Source organism: Pseudidiomarina insulisalsae, assembly GCF_003987065.1.
GTDB classification, from domain to species: Bacteria; Pseudomonadota; Gammaproteobacteria; order Enterobacterales; family Alteromonadaceae; genus Pseudidiomarina; species Pseudidiomarina insulisalsae.
The window spans coordinates 161,903-182,301 of sequence record NZ_PIPY01000004.1; the positions used below are offsets into that span (position 1 = coordinate 161,903).

The following is a 20,399-nucleotide window of genomic DNA, read 5'->3' on the forward strand; positions in this document are numbered from 1 at the left end:
AGTTCCTTATGCGTCGTCGGTGGCTTTGTTGAGTTCACTCAAAATGTCGGTAAGCAGCTTTGTTTGTTCTTCAGATAAGCTATCACTGGTCATCTCTTTGTAGAAGTCGTTGATGATTTCAATCGGTTGGCGCCCGAGTTGCTCTCGTGTTCGTTTATTCGTTGTGGCCTCACGTTCTAACGCTACTTTAGTGAGATCCAAAATGTTTGGGTAGACGGTTCGTAAACGCGCCAGAGGATCCAAAATAGCCTCTTTGTCGGTCAGTTTAATCTGCAGATAATCATCGGCTGCTGGATCATCTTTGCCCTGACCCAGAAGCTGATCAAACTTGCCTTCGAGCACGCGCACATCGCGGATGGCGCGTAGGGGGAGTAGTTCGGTTGTCACTGATTTATCATCAGCAATAGTTACTAGAGTGACAGACTTCTTTTGTTTTACTTCTGAAAAACTGTATTTCAATGGTGAGCCACTGTAACGCACATGAGCATAACCACGGAATTGCGCTTGGTGTAGATGGCCCAATGCGGTGTATGCGAAATCTTTAAATAAATTGGCATCAACACACTCAGCGCCACCAATACTAAGCGGTCGTTCTGACTCGCTGGTATCAGCTCCGGCAATAAAGCTGTGGCTGACGACTACGTGAGCCGCGCTACCGTCAAAATTTGCCGCAATATGCTCTTGCAGGACTCCTGTGACGTGCTCTTGGGCGCTTTGGTGGTCAGTGGTTTTTACTTTAAAGAAATCGTTGACAGTTTCGGGGTCACAATATGGGATTCCCCAAATATTGACCTGTCCGGAGGAAGCCTCAAGTTGAACTGGTTGTAACAACTGCGCGAATGAAGTAAACAGGTGTAGGCCTGAATGTTTCAGCAGCTCTGAACCGAATCCCAATCGCTGAGCACCATCGTGGTTGCCGGAAATCATCACCACGGGAATTGATAATTCGCGAATAAGGCTAGTAAGAGTCCGATCCAATAGGCTTACTGCATCAGCCGAGGGCAGGGCGCGGTCGTAAATGTCGCCTGCGACAATGACTGCATCAACCTCATGAACCTTTGCGTAGTCGATAATCTGTTTAAGTATATGAGCCTGATCATCTAACAATGACTGTTGATTGAAAATACGGCCCAAATGCCAATCCGAGGTATGTAACAGCTTCATGATGAATGTCTCTTTTCTTCTTCTTCAAACGACACAAACGTCTTTTCTTCACGCGGTGGTACGGTTAAAAACTCAGCATCGTCAATAGCTGCTGCGCGTTTAATGTCACGATAAAACATGCGGCGGAACGGTTTGGGGCCAAGTACTTTTAAATAAGGCGAACGGGCGATGAGCCAGTTCACCAGGTTTTGGTTGTAGGGCACGTCGACTTGCAGTAAGAAAATAGTGGGGTGACCTTCGATTGGGCGAATAACTTGGTTTTTACCAAGATGCGCATCTTGAATTTCGCGGCGAACCGAATCGAAAATTTGCATTTCGAGTGTGAAGTCATCGCCGATGGTCATGTTGAATTGCTTCTCCTTTGCCTCAGCTAAGTTGAAGTCCTTAACTTCCTGTGAGTCCGAGACTACCCCTTGAACGCCAAGTATTCTTGAAATGGGCAAAAAAGCAGTGAAATCTTTATCGTCTGGATTCCGCTTCAAATAGCGAAAGGCAAGGTAGGGCACACGTCCGCGATAGACGATACCGAGCGCATTGCCACGACGCTTAATAGGCTCATCACCTTGGTGACGCACGTAAGTGATGTCGATAACACTGCGGTTAAACACATCGCGCAATAATTGTTCAAATAGCTTTGGCTCAATCTTAGGCGCTTGTAGTTGATGATCAGAGGGCGTGTATTCGACGGACCGGTTCCAGTTCGCAATCAAACCACGGTTTTCAGCATTGTGTTCCAGCATCTCGTGAGCATACTTAAACAATGGCTCAAGTTTCGTCATTAATTGGGGATGCCGAATTCCTTCCAGGTGGCGCTCGGCGAGCAGTGTGGCTAATGCCGCTGGTTCGTTAAAGTCCGGTGGTTGGCGTGTTCTGTCTCGCTTCTCCGTACTCACGGTCCACATTTGCTTTGTGCGATGCGCAGGCTCGCCATGCTTACGAATTCCATTTTTTCCTAACGAGTCGTTTAAGTCCCGGATAATCGTGCGCTCGTTTTTCTCGATGCCATAATCGTGGTATAGCTTTTCGGTAATCTCTCGCGCAGACATTGGCCCGTGTTCCAGGATCCGTTTAATACACTCGATACGCCACAGAATAGATGACTTATTCATGGGCATGCTCCTCTTCAAGTTCTTCTGTGCGTTGCACCGCACAATGCAAGCGTAGCCATTGTCGGTAGACACGAAAATGCTGCTCAGCCTTTTGCTGCTGTTTTTCGTAAGTGGCCAGCTCTTTCTCCCTGCGGATTAAAGATTTAAGAGTATTTTCTATGCCCACATCATGCAAATGATAACGATGGATGGTCGCATCAATTGAACTACGCAAGTTAGCTACTTCATTCTCAGTCTGCATGAACGCGCGGTGTAGCTCTAAGACTTTCGGATCTTTTTTACTTCGACTAAATCTTGACCGAGCTTCGGCCCGCAGGGTGATCAGCTTGGATTCATATTGACGCACAGCTTCGCGTTGTTGCATCGCTGTGCGGATATCTTTTTGCATTGTCCCGTTAAACCGTACTTGACGTGAGGCATGATTGGTTGCGGACTCCGCTTTTATTGCCGCCTGGTGCAACTGCTCTAATTTGCCGTAATGTCGAAAAAAGCCGATTTGGGTGGCTTTGGAATGAAGATTTAATTCAGTCATTTGTTTAGTCGCGGTATCGAGAGATTCGCGCAACTGTGTAAGGTCGACGTGGCTTAAGTCGGAGCAATGATAATTAAGTCGCCATTCGCAGTATTTTTCTATTGCAGTGGTTGCGTCGGTGACGATAGCAAACCTTTGCCAGTTGGGGGCTGAACTTTTTTCACGGGGCTCACATAACCAAATATTCGAGCCTAGAGCTGTGCGCTCCGCAAGGTACATTTCAGTTTCGTCTTGAAACCAAAGTTGTACTTTTTCCAATGTCGTTGCACCTTTGACACGCATCACCCAGGTTAGCGCGTGCATCATCAAGTCAATATTGGGAGCTCGCTGGGCGTCAGTGTAATCATAATGTACGGGAGCCACCTGAGGACTGTGCTGAATGACGAGATATATCGGCGACATGTGCTGTTCCTTTTTTAAACTGTCCCTATCCTAATTAGTTTGCATGACACATTATGTCGCACAATGCGTGTACGCTTACCAAACACAAAAAAAACGAAAGTGGGGATCGAACTATGTCATTGACTATACAAGAGAAGCGCCAGGGATGCTATTGGGGCCAATGTGTCGGTGATGCTTTGGGGAGCATTGTCGAATTCAAAACCAAAGAGACAATCGCTAAAGCATATCCAAATGGTATTACAGAGCTTATAGCAAGCCCTGTATTTCCCACCGCAGAGCGTGGTCAATTGACAGATGATAGTGAGATGGCCATTGCTCTGATGACTTCAATGCATGACAGCGGGGGAAATTTTATCGGTTACGATCCTGATCGTGCCCTGAAGAATTACCGCGACTGGTACGATAGTGCCCCTATTGATTGCGGCTTCACCATATCACGTGGTATCACCGGCGATCCGAACCCTTCAAGCGAGGCCAACGGCGCGTTGATGCGTGTCAGCGCTTTGGCACTACGTTCCGACTCAGTCGACGAAACAAGCGCAGTGAACTGGGCGCGCCAAGATTCGGAGCTAACACATCCGAATCCAGTTTGTGTCCAGGCAAATCAACTGTTTGTAGCTCTAATTCGTCACATGTTGGTACATGATGAAACGTTTTCAGGAGAACAGTTGCATGAAGCTGCACAGCACTTGGTTTCAACATATCAGCTGAGTAGCCTCAGTGAGCTCGTCATGCAAGCGAAGCACCAGAATGTCTCCGATTTCTATATCAATATGGGCTGGGTGCGCCTAGCGCTGCAGAACGCCTTGTTTCATTTATTCAACGATACTCCCTGGCGAGAGGCGGTACACACGACCGTGATACAGGGGGGCGATACAGATACCAACGCAGCCATTGTCGGCGCGCTGCTAGGGGCGCGATCTGGAGCAAAGGAGATTCCAGAGCGGTGGCTACACGATGTAAAAAGCGCACGTCCTGCAAGACGTCCTGATTGGCTTCACGCTTATACGGGAGCGCAGCTGATCAGCTAAAGCTCTGACAAAATCACGAGGAGAGCAACCATGGAACTCGGAGGATTAATTCAGCAGTTGGCGATCGCCGCAGTAATGCTTTGGCTGGGTTTTAAAGTCTTAAAGTGGGTTTTTATTTTTATAGCCGGGATCATTTACATAAATGGCTATATGTTTACGAATCACCCTATATGGTCCCTGATTTGTTATGGCTTTTTTATAACCCCTGGACATCCACTGGCAAGTTACATATGCGGACAGCTAGCGCTCATCATTGCGTTCAGTTACAAACAGGATAAATCAGGAACGCTGAAAGCTATGGGCCTGGGTGCTTTGTTGGGCGGATGGCTAGCGAAGCGCAATAGCAATAAATTACGAATAAAGGATTAAATCATGAGTAAAAGTTGGATAGTAAAGTTATCAGCAAATGCGACGAAATGTGATCTTGAGCTTGTCTCGAGGAGAGCTCGGGCTTACCACTGTTTGGTGACCTGCTAGCCGTGAAGTTTATAAATGATGACTTAATTTAACGGGAGAATCTCATATGAATCAGTTATCGTCGCTTTTTCAAACTCATATTGCCGATGGCATTGCACAAACCTATCCTGATTTGAGCAACGCCGCTGAATTTATTACCAACTCACATCTCGACCCTAATAATTTTGCAATGCCAATGACCGAAAGTTCTGCGTCCGAGATTCGAAACTTGTTAGCGCGAGGCAGTTATTCAACGGTTAACGACAAACTCAAGTTTGAGCCTACGCAAACAATCCGGGGTGTGATTCGCGTTATGGTGCGTACTCATTTGAATCGACAGGGTGTTGGATTTGTCAGTCGCAATTCGGCAAATAAAACCTTGGCCAAGCGGGTTTTACTTCCTTTCGAGGGTGAGTTTGATTACGAACGGATGATTGATCATAACTGCTACATTGAAAGCTGGCAACGTGCTGCGGATACTAATCCTGCTGACTATGATGAAATCGATCGCCGCGCTATTGAAGGCCTGAAAAACCTCCGCGGTGGTCAACGCACCAATGCAGCCGTAGCTAAACATTTTTTGGGCAATGATAACTGGGCAAAAGTGCTTACCGGTATCTACAGCGGATTACTTTATTTACATGAGCACTATGAATTTAATCCGGACACTTTATGGGCCGATATGAATGAGTGTCTCGGCAACGCCCAAGCGGCTAAAAAACTCGTACGCAATGTTCAGTCCGGTATTCATCAATATGGAACAGCGCTTGCAGGTAGCTTTCTGGCTGACTTAGGGCATCCGGGCTTTGTGAAACCTGATACACACGTGATTAGCGGTGTTGCCGCTATGCTTGGTAAAGACAACGTTTCTCAAGAAGAGGCGGTACATTTCGTCTACGAGCTTGCCGAAAAATATTCGGTATCGCCGCGCGCAATCGATAAAATTTTCTATATTGGCTGTTCGGGTAAGCTTTACTTGTATGATTTAGAGATAAATAACTCGGGGCACTTTAAAGCCAAATTTCTTAGCCAGTTACGCCAAATATAAGGAAACGCCATGCGCCAACTCAACGGACAGACTTTTTACTCACCTTCAGATTTAACTGAGTTCCACGACAGTCCGTTCGCAAGTTGGTGCAAGCTTTGTCATCGTGCGACAGGGGGAGAGTTTCCGACACCTGATCCTGAAGATGCGTTCTTAAAAATGCTACAAGACGCCGGCGAAGCGCATGAGCTCGGGTTGGTCAAGCAGTTGCATGAAGAAGGGCGAAATGTTGTTGATGTGAAGAAGCTGTGCCCTGGGAGTGACTTTCTAAAGCAACATCAGGAAACCGTCCGGTTAATGAAAGAAGGAGCCGAGATCATTTTCCAGGCAGCGCTTATGGATGAGCCGTTTGCCGGTTACGCTGATTTTGTGGTGCGCGTCAACACACCCAGTGATCTTGGCGAACATAGTTATGAAGTATGGGACACCAAGTTATCGAAAACCGCGAAAGTTACGCATCTGCTGCAGTTGGTTGCCTATGCACAGATGCTTGAAAAAATTCAGGGGCATATGCCCAATACCGTTACCGTTGTACTGGGAAGTGGTGCGTTTGAAAGCTATCCGACAGCCGAATACTTGCCCTATTTTTCTGTAACAAAAGAGAAGTTTATTGCGGCAGCCACTAACTTTGACCAGGACGCAATGCCTGATCCGTTTGAATCCAGGGAGTACGGCTCCTGGAGTACATTTGCCGAAGCACTCTTAGCTGAGCGGCGGCATTTGTCGTTAGTGGCAAATATTCGCCGCAGTCAAATCGTTAAATTAAATAGTGCAGGTATTCTAACGATAGATGAGCTCGCTGAGCTAAGTGATCTGTCTCAGGTGAAAATTCCAAATGCAACGCTCGAAAAGCTGCGCGAGCAAGCACAAGTGCAAATTGCGACGGAACAAGCCGGCACGCCGCAATACCGTTTGCGCTCACCGAAGCCCAATGAACCAGAGCTCTTCTCTATGCTTGCACCTTTTAGCTCCGGTGATATCTATTTTGACCTTGAGGGGGATCCATTAACTGAAGGTAGCCTTGAGTTTTTGTGGGGCATGACCGTATTTGATGATAACGGCAAGCAAGATTTTATTGCCTATTGGGCGCATAACCAGGAGGAAGAAAAGCAAGCGCTTGCCAAGTTTTTTGAGCTCACCCTGGCTCGCTGGCAGCGTTACCCGCAGATGCGAGTTTATCATTACGCACCGTATGAAATGACCGCACTAAAACGCCTTGTGGCGCGCTATGGCATCTATGAAAATGAACTCGATGAAATGTTACGCGCCGAGCTGTTTGTCGATTTGTATAAAGTGGTTAAGAGTACGCTTATTATTGTCCAGCCGTCGTATTCAATTAAAAAGGTCGAGCTGTTTTACCGCGATGCTCGCGATACCGAGATTGGTCTTGGCGGTGACGCAGTTGTAGCGTACCAGCAATGGACAGAGCTGGGCGATAAAACAATTCTTGATGCCATTGAGCTATACAATAAAGATGACTGCGACTCGACCTATGAGTTGGCGCAGTGGTTGCGGGGTTTACAAGCTATGCATCGTAGTGAAATAGCACAAGCAGCACATGATGTGGCAGATAAAGAAGGAGCTGCTGAACGCGAAAAGAAGCCTGATGACAATCTCGCGACAAAACAAGCGCTGCAAAAATTAGCCGACGCGCAGAGTGACGAGCTAGAGCGGTATGCAATCGAGACATTGATGTATCTTATCGATTTCCACGCGCGCGAGGATAAACCAAAATGGTGGCAATTTTTTGAATGGCTTAACGCGTTTGACGAAGAGTTGATTGAAGAACGCAACGTTATTATTGATTGCAATGTACTTGATCGATCAGACGTTTCATTACGGATTCGTTGTAACACTGAGCAAGAAATGTCGTTGAGTATGGGCGCTGGTTTTGCATTAAAAATGCCGGAATTCCCTGAGCTAAGTGGTGCGGTTAAGGGAAAGGTTTCAGAGCTATTCGATGACGAGACGTTTGAGCTAAAGATGACTGGGAATGGTGCCGAACAAGCTCCCGATCAGTTCACTTTGGTAAGTCAGGAGTTTGTGCCAACCGGGCCACTGAAAAAAAGCTTAGTCGAACTTGCAGAGCAAGTGGTGAGACAAAAAGCATTACCTGATGACGTAGCGATTGAGATTATCAAGCGCGCTGCGCCTCGTTTTAGCAAAGCACTGGACACCCTGAGTGCGAATCGTTGCTCACAGAACGAACGAGTTGGACAAATAGCGCAGCTGGTGGAGCATCTCGACCGCAGCTATTTGACGGTTCAAGGGCCACCGGGTACTGGCAAAACGTACACGGCGGCACGGGTGATTGGGCATTTAATGCACAACTATCCCCAGCTGGCCATTGGCATTACCAGTAATAGCCATAAAGCGCTGAATAACCTTTTAAAGAAGGTTGCGGAGTATTGCGCTGAGCAAGGCATCGCCTGCACATTTTATACGAGTAAGTTAGATGAGGAGCTAGAGGCTCTTGGTGTCGACTCCTACGAACAAAATACCAAAGCGGTGAGATTTGTTAGACCCAATGTAGTAATGGGCGGCACTGCATGGGTATTTTCCCGTAAAGATATGGCCAACACCCTCGACTATTTGTTCATTGATGAAGCGGGGCAAGTTGCTTTAGCCAATGTAATTGCGATGGCGCAAAGCACGCGTAACATTGTGCTCCTTGGCGATCAAATGCAACTTGGCCAACCAACGCAGGCGACACATCCTTTGGACTCAGGTCTATCAGCGCTCGATTATCTGATGAAGCATGAGCAAGTTGTACCTGAAGACAAAGGCGTACTGTTAAATCGCTCGTATCGTATGCATCACGATGTATTGGGTTTTATTAGTAGCATGGTGTATCAAGGCCGTCTGGAAGCCGATGATGCCAATAAAAACCAACGTATTGACGTTACTTCTAATGACACTATCAAAAAGAAATCTGGCATCGAATTCCATCCGGTTGAGCACGATGGTAATACCGTGGCCAGCGACGAAGAAGCGGACTACATACAGCAGCTCTATCAGCAGCTGTTGCAGGCGCATTACACCGACAAAAATGACAAACAACAACTTATAACGAGCGACGCTATTTTAATTGTGACACCTTATAATTTACAGGTGCAGCGGCTCAAACAACGCTTGCCGAAAGGCGCACGGGTAGGAACGGTTGACAAGTTTCAGGGGCAGGAAGCGCCGGTGGTTATTTTTAGTTTTTGCTCAAGCTCGCCGGATGAGAGTCCGCGCGGACTCGATTTCTTATTTGATATTCGTCGCATCAATGTCGCGGTTTCTCGCGCGCAGGCGTTGGCGATAGTAGTGGGTTCACCCCGTTTGTTAGATGTCTGTGCGACATCCATCCCGCTGATGAAAAAGGCTTCGTTGGTAGCCGAGTTAGGGCGGGTAGGGCGCTGACCTATCAGTCGTGCGCCTTCGTTAAGCTACCGTGGCTAAAAAACCGATGGCGTTATTATGGCGATGATCAAGGAGCGTTGGCAGTCGTGCCATATCGCCATGCAAGCGGCATTGGCGTAGTGCTTGTATCAGCTGCTGCGGCGTTGCACTGCAATGGCTTGGTAATGCAATAGGGGTTAAGTTGTTGGCTTTAGCAAAGCGGTTGGCGAATGGCTGCAATTGGTGGTGATTCCAGGGCTTAAGCTCGAGCGTGACGTCACAGGCATCGCTCAGCAAACGATAGTTCTGCAAACATTGGCTACTGCTGACGGTCATCACCAGCGGTGGAGCGAAGTTGCGCACGCGCTCTGCGAACCACCGATAAAAGATTTCTGGATTAGTGAGCATGCGCTCTGTCGCTATGAGCACTTGGTCGATTTCATCAAAAACTATCATTTCGTTACGGCGCGCAGCATGTTCGAACATGCTTTCGATCGCTGCGGTAAATTCCATGCCAGGGATACTCATTAAATCAGTCGCATGAAAGAAGCGTGTGCTTTGGTTCCGTTCGAAACAGAGGTAACGAGCCAGTGCGGATTTACCGGTGCCGCTAACACCTTGCAAAAGAACACGGATGTTGCGAGCGTGCTGACACTCGTTAGCAATGTATTCAAGTTTCAACTGACCGCTCGCGTGACAAGAACTCAGGTCAAAGCTACCGAGCTCATTACTATACCAATTCGGTGTAGACGGAAAATATAAATCGAGCATCTTTTCAGTGGTGAGCCCGCTACTTTTGGTACGCTCCGCTAATTTTTTGATTCGCTCAACTTCGGCGGGTGTACTGATGCGTTGCGAAGCGATAGCATGAATTCGTTCGCTACTGACAGCGTGCTCAGCTAGGGCGCTGTTCATCATTTTCACGCGATTACGATAGTCAAGAGAGGGCATTTTCAACACGTAATCGAAACGGCGCAAAAAGGACATATCAAACTCGTGAACTGTATTACATACCCAAAACGTGGTTGTTTTACGCTGCTCTAATGTTTGATTGATCCAGCCTTTACGCTTGTTCTCGTTTTTGCGTTCGTTAAGAACGTCCTCGACCTCATCGAAGAGAATATGACTTGTAGGCAAGCAGGCAAGCATATTGGCTAAGCGCACGTATTCGCCGAGTCGGTAGCTTTGATTATTTTCTTTCTTGGAATCTGGGCAAATTACCGGCACATCGTAAAGTTTTCCACCTACCGATGCCGATAACGCTTTGGCTAACTCGGTTTTACCCGAGCCTGGTGCGCCGACAAATAGTACCGAAAGCGGGTTGCCATCATTCGTGGCACTCTCGATACATGCTTGCAATAACTGCAACTCATCACCGAGGTGCTGATAGTCGGCAATACTCAGTTTTGCTGGCGTACTCTGCACCAGTACTCCCGCCAGCATATCATCGTCAATAGAGCGACACGTCATGATGCAATGTGAAATAGCCTCGTGCATTCGGAAGCGGTCGCAGGGGGAAGTCGCAATTGAGAATACTGACGGTCCGGTTAGGTGCATTTGCACTATTGTCGAATCATCGCCACTAAGTTTATCGAACAGTGAGTGATCGATTCCGATAATCTGCGAGATAATGTCTGCCTGTGACTCGTCGCAAAAGGTACGATCAATGAACTCAAGCATCGCGCTTATCAAGCGTGAGTTTGAACAGAAAAATGCCATCACTATGAGGCGATATTCGTTTTCATCTAAGTCGAGTTGCTTCTGTAATGCCCGCGCACCCAATACTTCAGGGATTCGAGGCGCCCAATTGACCGTACTGTCGTTGCCAAACTCCACGAGCTTGTCAAGTAGGTCCTTCTGAAAACCGTAGAGGCGGACTAAATGCTGCACGCGCATACGCAAAGCCTCTTTAGTTTCGTCGTTACCACTGAGATGAAAGCATCGGGCCAACCAGAAAAAGCTCAGCGGCAACCATTCATGCTCAAAACCGTGACGACGTGCTATTGAAGTATCAATAGGCAGTTCAGGCAGAGCTACAGACAGAGCGAAGCGAGGATAAGTAGACATAGCGTTCCCTTTCATATTGCGATTGGTGCATCCTATACAGCCTGTGTGACACAATACGTCAGGCAAGCTCGTTTCAAGCTGGCTGGGTTTGAAAAAGCTAACGACTTCTGTAAACTTAAACATTGAATCGCATCACAAGAATAATTTTTAAATCAAGACCTTGTGAAGCTCAAACGGAATTTAATAACCACAAAATGGAGTGATTTATGAAGTACTACATGCCTGCTTTTGCGCTTGCCAGTGCACTATTGATGACCGGTTGTGCAACAACCAGTCCTTGGGACGGTGTTCCATACCAAGAGCGCCAAGAATGGAGAACCATTGGTATGGAGCCATACGCAGCAAAGCAATTACGATCGAGCGGGTTCGCTCCTGAGGATGTTCGAGCTTGGGTTCAGTACGGGATCAATTCACCTCAAGTAATTATTAGCTGGTACCGGGCGGGCTTTTCTGCCGAACAAACATCTAAATGGTTGGCGAAAGGTCTTACTCTTCGCGAAGCTATTGAGCTAACTTCTTAAACAAAAATCTAGATTCCGAAAAGATATTCGGATCGCACAAACCGTTAATGCTCCTGACTCAAGAGACGAGCTGGAAGCGTTCAAGCATGTTTTCTCGAAAGTTAATGGCAGGGGTAAACTCTCACCGGCTGCAAAGGAAAGTTTCCCAACCCTATGCGTCACGCTCTGTCGCGTCTATAGTTTATGAATGAGTAAGAGCTTTAACCAGCAACTTCGAAATTCATTGCACTTTTAGCGAAATAAAGCGACGTGAGGGACCTATGAGCGATATTAAGTACACCGACGAGCAACTCGATAATATGTTTGAGCGTTTTAACCGCGCGATGTTTGACGTTGACCCGATGAATACCTGTTGTGGTGAAAACGAGTGCTATGAAGAGTACGCGCGCATCGCCGATGCAGCGGTGAACTATGTGCTTGAGGGCCACACCAGACGTGAGGCGATTGCACAGGCGTTAAAAGACAGCTTTGAGGAGCTGGTTGAGCCGCAGCAGGTCGATGCGGTCATGATGGCGTTAGAAGCAAGATAGCGTACCTCAAGCACGTTGGCTTGAGGTACGTCTGAGACTTACTCGGGTTGTACTTCTTTAGCGGCGTCTTGCGCCACTTTTTGGTAGTAAGCCTGATAGGTCGGGCTGTAAGGGCCTGGCGGTAAAGCAGTGCCGATGCCGTTAAAAACCTGGCCATTGGCGGTGCGCGTCAGCGGCAGGTAATTAGGTGCCAAGCGTTCGACCGCTGCAGTAATTGCCATGGCGATTAGATCAGCAAGCGGGTGGCCGGTGCTGTTTTGCTGTTGCGGTGAGTAGGCCAGTTGTTTACGGGCTTGCCACAGCTGTTGGCCCTGAGCGTTGACAATACGATACTCAAAGTCAACCCGCGTGGTGGTAGCCAGTAAAATATACTCCGACGTCCACTCGTGAATGGTCACGTACAAAATACTGTCGGCACCGAAAAGTGCTGCCAGATTCTCGGCGGGCGCGGCATGAACTTCTGCCGGCTCGTAATAGCCTTCGCTTTCAAGCAGGGTTTTTACGGTGTTCACCGGAAAGGTGTAATAGCCTTTTTCTGCCAGCGCGAAGGGCAGGGTGGCCAACACTGAAGTAGGTGCCTGTACGTCAATCACTTCATTTTTTACCGGCACGATCAGCATCGATTTTAACCGGGCCTGATGCAGCGGCTCCAGATAGCTGGTGTCCGGTTTGCTGGCACACGCACTGACGATAAGGCTGATGAAGAAAACAAAACATAGCTTTTTCATTATTCAGCACCTCCAACGACCTGTGTCTGGCGTGCTTTAATGTTGGTGATTAAAGTTCCCATCAGAATACGACTCTCGGGCCAGGTGGCATATTCCAGTTCATAAAAACGGAGTGCTGCGGTCACATCGCCGCGCTCCAACATGAAGGTGCCGGCCTCAGCAAACAAACCGGGTGCCAGAGGTTTTTTCTTACCTTGAGCTTCATTGACAAACTCAAAGTAATAGCCCAGCATCTCTTCTTTTACTTCAGGCTCATGAAAATACGTAAACAACGTTTCTTCGTAGTTGCCCCACTGGTAAAGGTGATTGTTAGTGGCGCAGCCTGACAGCACCAGCAAGCTGAGCGCGACGGTTAACTTTCTAAATTCCATTTTAAATCTCCAGCGTACGGTGTGTGGCTTCGCTAAAATAGATGCGTTGCGAGTAGATGACCTGGCCATTGCGGCGTACTTCAATTAAATGCTCGCCTGGCACCAGTTCAACAGCCCGCTCCGGGTAGCTGTATTGCTCAAGCGCACCGAAAGAAACTCCGTCGACCCAGAGTTCCAGTCCAGCGCTATTTGCAACTTTAAAGTTTGCGGTAGGTGCGTCATTGACCACTTCGGTCATGCGGGTTGGCTGTTTCGCGCAGGCAATCAGCGTCAGCGCCATTACTGCCGAAATAATTAGCTTGTTCATTCAGTTACCTCAACAACTTCCAAAGCGGCCAATTCGTAGCCAGTTAATGAGCCAGAGGTGACGGTTGCGGCGGCACCTTGATCGGTCTCGGTGGTGCCAAACAAACTTTGCACGCGTATCTCTGCAACTTTTTCACCGGGTAGGGTAATGGTCGCGCCGGTGGTAGATGACTTCACACGCTGGCCCTTGGTCATCACGTTAAAACGCATGCCCGGTTTTACTCCCTGAGCTTCGCCGCCACTTATGTAGACCAGGTTATTTTCAAAGGCCAGAACGTCAGCACTCCACGGACGCTCAAGCAATGCCTGCGTCATCTTTTCGACGGCAGCGTTCACGGCGGCACCAATGGCACGATCATTCAAACTGCCGTCATAGCCTGCGACTGAACCAAAGCCCATGGTGCGAGACTGTTCTAACGACGAGCTGCCAGTGCCGGAAAACGAAGCGATAACTTGCCCGGTGCGCGTATCGACCAGACGCAAATCAACGGTGGCTGTCGCTTCTTGTTTGGCGCTACTCGAGAGAAATCCTCGCTCACCCGTGGTCGCGCGTCCAAATTCAGTCAGTGAACCGATAACCAGGGTATCGACGCCGACCAAATCATTGGTTTGTTGAGTCAGCTGTTGCTCGGCAAGAATGGCGTTCATATCTGGCCGCTCAAAAATCATAAAGTGCTGGGTATTGGCCACCGCCTGGGTAAACATGTCAGAGATTTTCTGATCGTGAATGCCTTGTACGGCTTCGCGTAGCAGGCTACGACCGTAGTTGGTTTCGTTACTGAGACGGCCGACGGCGAGCTTGCGTTTTAACCCGAGTGTGACCGGCTGGCTTTCCAGCATGGTTTGCTGTGCCTGTAGCTGCTCGGCTTTGTTAACCGGAGCGGTTTGCGTTTGCGGTTGTGGCGACTGACTGGCACAACCAGCAAGAACAAGCGCCGCTGCTGTGGCGCTTAACTTCATTATTAGTTTCATTGCAGTTCCTTGTAGTTTGAACTGCGTAAGTTTATCTAAATGTTGATAAAGAATTAATATTTATTTTTCTTTTATTTTCAATGGCCTATTTTGCGTCGCATCAACCGCAGATAAGTGCGCGGAGCAACCCGGTAAAGCAAGCTGGCAAGGTAGGTGAAGCGGTCGGGAAACAGGCGCTGCTGGTCGCGCTTAATGGCACGCAGTATCCGCTGGGTCATCCATTGCGCGGTGTGCACGTTGCCAATGGTGCTGCGTGGGTGCTGGGCCAAGCCACCCTTACCGTTCAGGGCGTTTTGTTCGATAGTGGTGGCAAGAAAGCTCGGATAAACCATGAGCAGGCTGACGTCCTCTAACATTTCCGCGCGCAGTGTTTCAAAGTACTGATGCAGGGCGGCTTTGGCGGCACAGTAACCGGCGCGCTCGGCAACGGGCATCCAGCCCGCCATGGAGCCAATGGTGATGATTTTGCCGTTGCTGCGTTGGAGCAGGGGCAGCAAGGCTTGCGTCAGTTGCACTGGCGCAAGGTAGTCGACCTCCATAACTTTACGTAGCACATCGGGATGGGTCTCGGCGGCGGCAGAGCGGTGCGTAATGCCGGCATTATTAAATAGCAGGTGAAGCGCTGGCAGCTGATTCAGCTCTTCTATGCAGGCCATCAACGCTGCTGTATCGGTCACATCCAGGCAATAAATTTGCACATCAGCGAAGCCACTGCTGCACTCTTTCAGCGCCGCGCCGTCACGATCAAGAAGTATCAGCTGATGCGTTTCACTAAGCGCCCGGGCAAGCTCCAGACCCAGCCCTGACGCAGCGCCGGTAATAAGGGCGGTGGGCTTCATGTCGAGGCCTCTTTGGCTTGTTTTGCCGCGCGCACCACCTCGGGATGATGCTGCAGGTAAAACTCGAACACCTCGCGACTGGTTTTTGCGGGCAGGTAACCGAATTCAAGCTTAAGGGCGGTATTATCAAGTACCGGGCGATAGCGCAAAAAGTCGAGCTGCTCGGCGCTGTACTGGGTGAGACCTAAGCGGTGGCCGACCCGTAGTGCCCAGCGTAGCAACCATGCCGATAGCACCAGCAACGGCTTATTCAGGCGTTGCGCGATGTCAGCAATTGGCATGGCGCCGTCACCCGCCAGATTAAACATACCGATCTTACTGTGGGTAACGCCACGATAAATAATATCAATTACATCCTGGTCCCAAATAAAGACAAAGGGCGAGGGCGCGCCTTTAATTGCCAGCAGGCGTTTGCGCTTAAAAAGGTCGGTGATTTGGTTGTCGGTATGGGCGCCTAAGATGGTACCGGGGCGCAGAACTAATTGCTGCAGTTGAGGATGATACGCGCGGTACTCTGCCAACAACTCCTCGACCTTGCGTTTATGGTAGCTATACGCAAACGCCTTGTTGCCTCGTAAGGTGTCGGTTTCGCGCAGCCACTCAGGGTTGTCGGCATGATACCCGTAGGCGGCGCCGCTACTGGTCACGGTCAGGTGTTGCACACCGGCGTGCAGACAGGCCTGCAATACGTTGCGGGTACCATTCACGTCAATGTCGAAATCGCGCTCACGGTCGCTGCTGGCTTGCAAGACACTGGCAAGGTGCACGACATGGCTCACCCGGTGTTGCTGCAATAACGCAGCGAGGGCAGGGTCGCGGATATCCATTTCATAAAACTTATAGCCCTGCTGCTGCGTGGCAGCGCGGCGGATATCAATGCCAATCACGTCGTGCTCTACGGTTAGCTTACGAACCAGCGCCTGGCCCAGATAGCCTTCACTGCCAGTAATTAAAATGGTCACGACAGGTCTCCTAAGGCTGAGGTGATTGCTGCGCGCCGGTCACGCCACTGCCAGTAGAGCGCCAGGCCAAGACCGGAGATTAAGTGCCAGATCCCCCAGGCAGCGGCAATGACTGCCATGGCCATCTGCTCAGAGAAATAGGTAAAGATAATTCCCAGTCCCAGCCCTGAGTTTTGCAGTCCGACTTCCAGCGTAATGGCACGGCGCTCAGGTCGGGCGACGCCCAGCAATCGCGCCGCGCCCCAGCCCAAACCTAATGCCAGGGTGTTGTGCACAATAACGGCCAGTAAAAAGACGCTAGCGCCGGCAATAAAAGCTTGCCAGTTCAGGGCCAGAGCAATCACGACAAAGCCTATCAGTGCCAGCAGCGAAACCAGCCGGAAAAAGTCTTCACTATGCCGGGCAAAGCGCGGAAACTTTTGTGCGCAGATAAGCCCCAGTATTAGCGGTAGCGCCAGTACCAGTAGCACAATGGTCAGCATATCAGTCGCCGAGACAGAAATTTGTTGCAAAAGCGCGTCGGTATGCGGATTTAAGCTGGCGTAAAACATAAAGTTAAACGGCGTGAGCAGGGTTGCCATTAAGCTCGCAATGCCGGTCATACTCACCGACATCGCAGCGTTACCATTGCCCAGAAAGGTCATAATATTTGAGAAACTACCACCGGGGCAGCAACTGACTAAAAGCAGACCCAGCGCGACTTCGGCGGGCATGGGGATGAGCGTAATCGCAATAAAGGTAAAAAATGGCAGCAGCACGAACTGCGCGGCCAGGCCAATCAGCGGCGCTTTTGGCTGGGTCAGTACCCGTTTGAAGTCAGCTGCGGTGAGGCTCAGCGCGATGCCAAACATCATAAACGCCAGAATGCTGTTTAAGATAAGCAACGCGGTCGCCGACATTAAGAGCCTCGCCCGAGTTGCTGCATTTCTTTTGCCAGAGCCTTGAGGTAGGTATCTTTGTGTACGTAATAAGCCATGCGTTCCAGTTCCAGATAATCCATGCCACCGTCAAGGCGCTGGCCCGCCTGTTGTGCTACTTTGGCCTGGAATCTTCGCGCCGCGTTTGGGTTGTCCTGTTGCTGGCGTATGACCTTAGCGACCAGTTGTGCCTGATCATCACGGCCCTGCCAGCCTAAACCGGCAGCCTCAACCATTCCCATGACAAACAGCGTGGGCTGTGAGGGGCTGAAAATATTCAGGTACAGCTGTGGCGCATGCCCATTCCAGTTCAAATGTGCTTTATCTATAAAAGGGTAGTGCAGTTTGTAGCCGGTTGCCTGCAAAATCATGTCGTAACTGGCGCTGGTACCGTCGACAAAGGTCGCACCGTGTTCGTTTAAGCTATCAATGGCCGGTCGCACCTTAATGTCGCCATGTCCGATGTGATGCAGGAACAGGGAGTTAATGACCGGGTGCGACTCGTACATGCGATAGTCCGGGTCCGGCAGACCGTAACTGCTTGGCTTACCCGAGATAAGACGCACCAGTAGCCCATCCACAAATTGCTTAATGCGTAAGGGCAGTTTAATTTTGCCGCCCAGGGTGTCGGTGGCACGCCCGCCAATGAACTTGGGCAGGAAGTAGTAGCCACGGCGCACGGCCATATCGACGCTTTTGGCGCGATGCACCGCGTCGACCGCAATGTCACAGCCGCTGTTCCCGCAGCCGACAATGAGAACGCGTTTGTCGGCAAAAATATCAGCGCTGCGATAGTCACAGCTGTGCAACATCTCGCCCTGAAACGTACCGCGAAACGTGGCGCGATTGGGATGATGCAGCGTACCGTTGGCGAGCAGTACAGCGCTGGCGTGTAACTCTTCTGTCGTACCTGACGCGGTGCGATAGCGTACCAGCCAGCCTGATTCAGAGGATGAGTCCGAAGCTGGTTCAATACGCTCTACATAACTGTTGAAACGATAATGGCGCTTTAGATCAAAATGCTTGGCGTAGTTCTGAAAGTAGCGCTTTAACTCGTCATGGCGCGGATAGGTGGCGACCTCATCCGCCATAGGAAAGTCGGCAAACTCAGTCATTCGCTTTGATGAAATCAGATGCGCTGATTCGTACATGGTGCTGGTGGGGCTGTCGATATCCCAAAGACCACCCACGTCACCGTGGGCTTCCAGACCAATTACGTTCAGGCCCTGCTCCAGCAGGCGACGCACCGTACACAGACCCATCGGCCCGGCACCAATGACGACACATGGGTTCATATCAGTCTCTCGATGAATGCAATGTTCTGATAATAACAATTGATTTAGATCAAACCATGGCTAAGATAGGACAATTAACTGGTTAATTCGGGTCACTCAAGATGACAACCACTCTAAAACCCAGTGTCACGCAAAGTTTTACCCAGGCGATCATGCAACAGCTTGAGCATCTGGGGGTAAGCATCGACGCTGGGCTCAAACAGCAAGTTGCCGAGCACCGAGGGCACGCACGACTGCCGCTGGCGCTTCAGGACGCGTTATGGCAAAGCCTGGAAAAACAGAATTGCCCGGAATTAGGGCTGCGTATTGGTCTGGCATTACAGCCCCAACATTTTGATACGATTGGCTTTTTGTTACTCAGCTCGCCGTCGCTTGGGGTAGCGACCGAAAGCCTGGTGAATTACTCAGCGCTCATCGGCGAGGGAGGAACCTTCACCACCGAAGCCACGTCCGATGGCTATAAAATTATCTACAACGACCAGTTCGATGTGGCGGTAGCGCTACGCATTGAAGCGATCTTTGCCAGTATCGCCACCGGCGCTAATTGGGTGGCAGGCAAGCCGCTGGCGCCGCTGCGCGTTACGTTTAAACACTCGCAGCAAGCACCCGATGCGCTCTATCAACAGGCGTTTCAACATGCTGCTCTTACGTTTGACCAAGACGAGAATGCCATCACGTTCAGCGCGCAGGACTGGCATTTTCGTCAGCGCGAGGTAAACCCGCAGCTACAGAGCCAGATGCTACAACTGGCGCAGCAGCAACTCGCGCAATTACATCCGCAGTCATTTGCGGCAAGGGTAGAGGCATTGCTGCAACGTCAGCCGTGGTTAAGCCGCGCCCAGCTTGCCGCCAGTCTGGCCATCACCGAGCGAACATTATCGCGACGTCTCGCTGCTGAAGGCACGAGCTTTCATGTCATTTCTCAGCAAATGAAAAAGCAACACGCCTTCGAGCAATTGCAGAGTTCTGAGTCAGTCACGCAGGCAAGGCTGGCGGAGTTTCTTGGCTACAGTGACGAGCAGGCCTTTGCCAAGGCCTTTCGTCGCTGGACCGGACAGAGCTTTTCTGCGTATCGGCGGCGTTCTGTGTTTTAGGAGCGTAGATCGCCGTGCAGGAATTTACAGACAAAAACGACTTTGCCGTACTTTTCAAAAGACCATTTAATGCAACCCTGAATGGCTGCCATGACGTCGTCGTAGTCGCCAAATACCTGCGTACTGAGCGAGTTAGTAATAACGTGCACGTTGTCGTAACTATTAAGTTGGTCGATAAACTCTTTGATGGGATCAATGTAATTGTCGGCCAACGGATATTTGCTGATTTCTACGGTTAGTTTCATGTTTGCGTACTCCTTTTAATGCTGAACAGGCGCCATGTTTGGCCATCGCGCCCCAAGCTTCAGATGCGACCGCAATCATAAAGTGCTCAGCAGTCGCGATCCATGTCTTTATTGATGATCTTTAACGAAGTGGATATTTGCTGCTCAATCTCATTATAGCGTTGTTGCTCTTCCGCGCTGAACATAGTGGCAAATTCGGGCTGATTTTCCGGCGCCAGATGCTCGTATTTATCAAAGACCGCGATCACCTCTGAAACACAGATAGTTTCCTGACCCGCCATCTGCTTAAGATCCGTTTCAAACTGGGCAAAGTCGGTCAGGTAATTTTCGCCGTCTGATGCGCTTTGGCTGGCATCACTGCAGGCGAGTAAAGCGAGACACGTGAGCAGAGCAATACTGAGTTGTTTCATATCCATTCCTTTGTCTGGT

Annotated in this window: 21 protein-coding genes; 7 read left to right on the forward strand and 14 right to left on the reverse strand. The window is 49.8% G+C overall.

Annotation, left to right across the window (positions count from 1 at the left end; genetic code table 11):
* Positions 1-6: 6 nt before the first annotated feature.
* The 3 genes from CWI71_RS05005 to CWI71_RS05015 are packed head-to-tail and all read right to left on the reverse strand — an operon-like array spanning position 7 to position 3,207.
* Entirely contained in the window at positions 7-1,164 is a 1,158-nt protein-coding gene (locus CWI71_RS05005) for an exonuclease SbcCD subunit D (RefSeq protein ID WP_126754173.1), read from the reverse strand.
* Positions 1,161-2,273, reverse strand: a complete 1,113-nt coding sequence (locus CWI71_RS05010) for a helix-turn-helix transcriptional regulator (protein ID WP_157981061.1) — start codon at positions 2,271-2,273, stop codon at positions 1,161-1,163. Before CWI71_RS05010 ends, CWI71_RS05005 begins: the two co-directional genes overlap by 4 nt.
* On the reverse strand, positions 2,266-3,207 hold the full coding sequence (locus CWI71_RS05015; protein WP_126754175.1) for a hypothetical protein: 942 nt from the start codon (positions 3,205-3,207) through the stop codon (positions 2,266-2,268). Before CWI71_RS05015 ends, CWI71_RS05010 begins: the two co-directional genes overlap by 8 nt.
* Before the next feature lie 113 nt (positions 3,208-3,320).
* On the opposite strand from CWI71_RS05015, the gene CWI71_RS05020 reads away from it, so the two are divergent.
* The 4 genes from CWI71_RS05020 to CWI71_RS05035 all read left to right on the forward strand — a co-directional run bounded on the left by CWI71_RS05020 (position 3,321) and on the right by CWI71_RS05035 (position 9,144).
* Complete coding sequence (locus tag CWI71_RS05020) at positions 3,321-4,238, forward strand: ADP-ribosylglycohydrolase family protein (RefSeq protein WP_157981062.1); 918 nt, start codon at positions 3,321-3,323, stop codon at positions 4,236-4,238.
* A 30-nt stretch (positions 4,239-4,268) separates the two neighbouring features.
* Positions 4,269-4,607: a hypothetical protein gene (locus CWI71_RS05025; protein ID WP_126754177.1), complete on the forward strand. Its 339-nt coding sequence runs from the start codon at positions 4,269-4,271 to the stop codon at positions 4,605-4,607.
* 154 nt (positions 4,608-4,761) lie between these two features.
* Positions 4,762-5,742 carry a hypothetical protein gene (locus tag CWI71_RS05030; protein ID WP_126754178.1) on the forward strand — a complete coding sequence of 327 codons (981 nt, stop codon included), beginning with the start codon at positions 4,762-4,764 and terminating at the stop codon, positions 5,740-5,742.
* Positions 5,743-5,751: 9 nt separating this feature from the next.
* On the forward strand, positions 5,752-9,144 hold the full coding sequence (locus CWI71_RS05035; protein ID WP_126754179.1) for a TM0106 family RecB-like putative nuclease: 3,393 nt from the start codon (positions 5,752-5,754) through the stop codon (positions 9,142-9,144).
* A 21-nt stretch (positions 9,145-9,165) separates the two neighbouring features.
* On the opposite strand, the gene CWI71_RS05040 is transcribed toward CWI71_RS05035, so the two are convergent.
* Entirely contained in the window at positions 9,166-11,313 is a 2,148-nt protein-coding gene (locus tag CWI71_RS05040; RefSeq protein WP_126754180.1) for an AAA family ATPase, read from the reverse strand.
* A gap of 83 nt (positions 11,314-11,396) precedes the next feature.
* Here CWI71_RS05040 and CWI71_RS05045 point away from each other — a divergent pair, with 83 nt between their 5' ends.
* Both CWI71_RS05045 and CWI71_RS05050 read left to right on the forward strand, forming a co-directional pair.
* A complete protein-coding gene (locus CWI71_RS05045; RefSeq protein WP_126754181.1) occupies positions 11,397-11,711 on the forward strand; it encodes a hypothetical protein in 315 nt (104 codons plus the stop codon).
* A gap of 260 nt (positions 11,712-11,971) precedes the next feature.
* Entirely contained in the window at positions 11,972-12,241 is a 270-nt protein-coding gene (locus CWI71_RS05050; protein ID WP_126754182.1) for a hypothetical protein, read from the forward strand.
* A 38-nt stretch (positions 12,242-12,279) separates the two neighbouring features.
* Here the strand turns inward: CWI71_RS05050 and CWI71_RS05055 are convergent, their stop codons facing one another.
* From CWI71_RS05055 to CWI71_RS05090, 8 genes are all read right to left on the reverse strand, one after another.
* Positions 12,280-12,969, reverse strand: coding sequence for a DUF799 domain-containing protein (locus tag CWI71_RS05055; protein ID WP_126754183.1), 690 nt, complete (start codon positions 12,967-12,969; stop codon positions 12,280-12,282).
* Positions 12,969-13,340 (reverse strand): DUF4810 domain-containing protein, encoded by a 372-nt coding sequence (locus CWI71_RS05060; protein WP_157981063.1) that lies wholly within the window; start codon positions 13,338-13,340, stop codon positions 12,969-12,971. The genes CWI71_RS05055 and CWI71_RS05060 overlap by 1 nt, the downstream gene beginning before the upstream one ends.
* 1 nt (position 13,341) lies before the next feature.
* A complete protein-coding gene (locus CWI71_RS05065) occupies positions 13,342-13,647 on the reverse strand; it encodes a hypothetical protein (RefSeq protein ID WP_126754185.1) in 306 nt (101 codons plus the stop codon).
* Positions 13,644-14,618 (reverse strand): CsgG/HfaB family protein, encoded by a 975-nt coding sequence (locus tag CWI71_RS05070; protein ID WP_241967628.1) that lies wholly within the window; start codon positions 14,616-14,618, stop codon positions 13,644-13,646. The genes CWI71_RS05065 and CWI71_RS05070 overlap by 4 nt, the downstream gene beginning before the upstream one ends.
* 77 nt (positions 14,619-14,695) lie before the next feature.
* On the reverse strand, positions 14,696-15,457 hold the full coding sequence (locus CWI71_RS05075; protein ID WP_126754186.1) for an SDR family NAD(P)-dependent oxidoreductase: 762 nt from the start codon (positions 15,455-15,457) through the stop codon (positions 14,696-14,698).
* A complete protein-coding gene (locus CWI71_RS05080; protein ID WP_126754187.1) occupies positions 15,454-16,419 on the reverse strand; it encodes an SDR family oxidoreductase in 966 nt (321 codons plus the stop codon). The genes CWI71_RS05075 and CWI71_RS05080 overlap by 4 nt, the downstream gene beginning before the upstream one ends.
* On the reverse strand, positions 16,416-17,318 hold the full coding sequence (locus CWI71_RS05085) for a bile acid:sodium symporter family protein (protein WP_126754188.1): 903 nt from the start codon (positions 17,316-17,318) through the stop codon (positions 16,416-16,418). The genes CWI71_RS05080 and CWI71_RS05085 overlap by 4 nt, the downstream gene beginning before the upstream one ends.
* The gene (locus CWI71_RS05090; protein WP_126754189.1) at positions 17,318-18,631 is read right to left on the reverse strand and encodes a flavin-containing monooxygenase; all 1,314 of its coding nucleotides are present in this window, start codon (positions 18,629-18,631) and stop codon (positions 17,318-17,320) included. Before CWI71_RS05090 ends, CWI71_RS05085 begins: the two co-directional genes overlap by 1 nt.
* Positions 18,632-18,732: 101 nt before the next feature.
* On the opposite strand from CWI71_RS05090, the gene CWI71_RS05095 reads away from it, so the two are divergent.
* Complete coding sequence (locus tag CWI71_RS05095) at positions 18,733-19,725, forward strand: AraC family transcriptional regulator (protein WP_126754190.1); 993 nt, start codon at positions 18,733-18,735, stop codon at positions 19,723-19,725.
* On the opposite strand, the gene CWI71_RS05100 is transcribed toward CWI71_RS05095, so the two are convergent.
* Both CWI71_RS05100 and CWI71_RS05105 read right to left on the reverse strand, forming a co-directional pair.
* Positions 19,722-19,970, reverse strand: coding sequence for a YkoF family thiamine/hydroxymethylpyrimidine-binding protein (locus tag CWI71_RS05100; RefSeq protein ID WP_126754191.1), 249 nt, complete (start codon positions 19,968-19,970; stop codon positions 19,722-19,724). The two genes, CWI71_RS05095 and CWI71_RS05100, sit on opposite strands and share 4 nt — an antisense overlap.
* Before the next feature lie 86 nt (positions 19,971-20,056).
* Complete coding sequence (locus CWI71_RS05105) at positions 20,057-20,380, reverse strand: hypothetical protein (RefSeq protein ID WP_126754192.1); 324 nt, start codon at positions 20,378-20,380, stop codon at positions 20,057-20,059.
* Between the last annotated feature and the right edge of the window lie 19 nt (positions 20,381-20,399).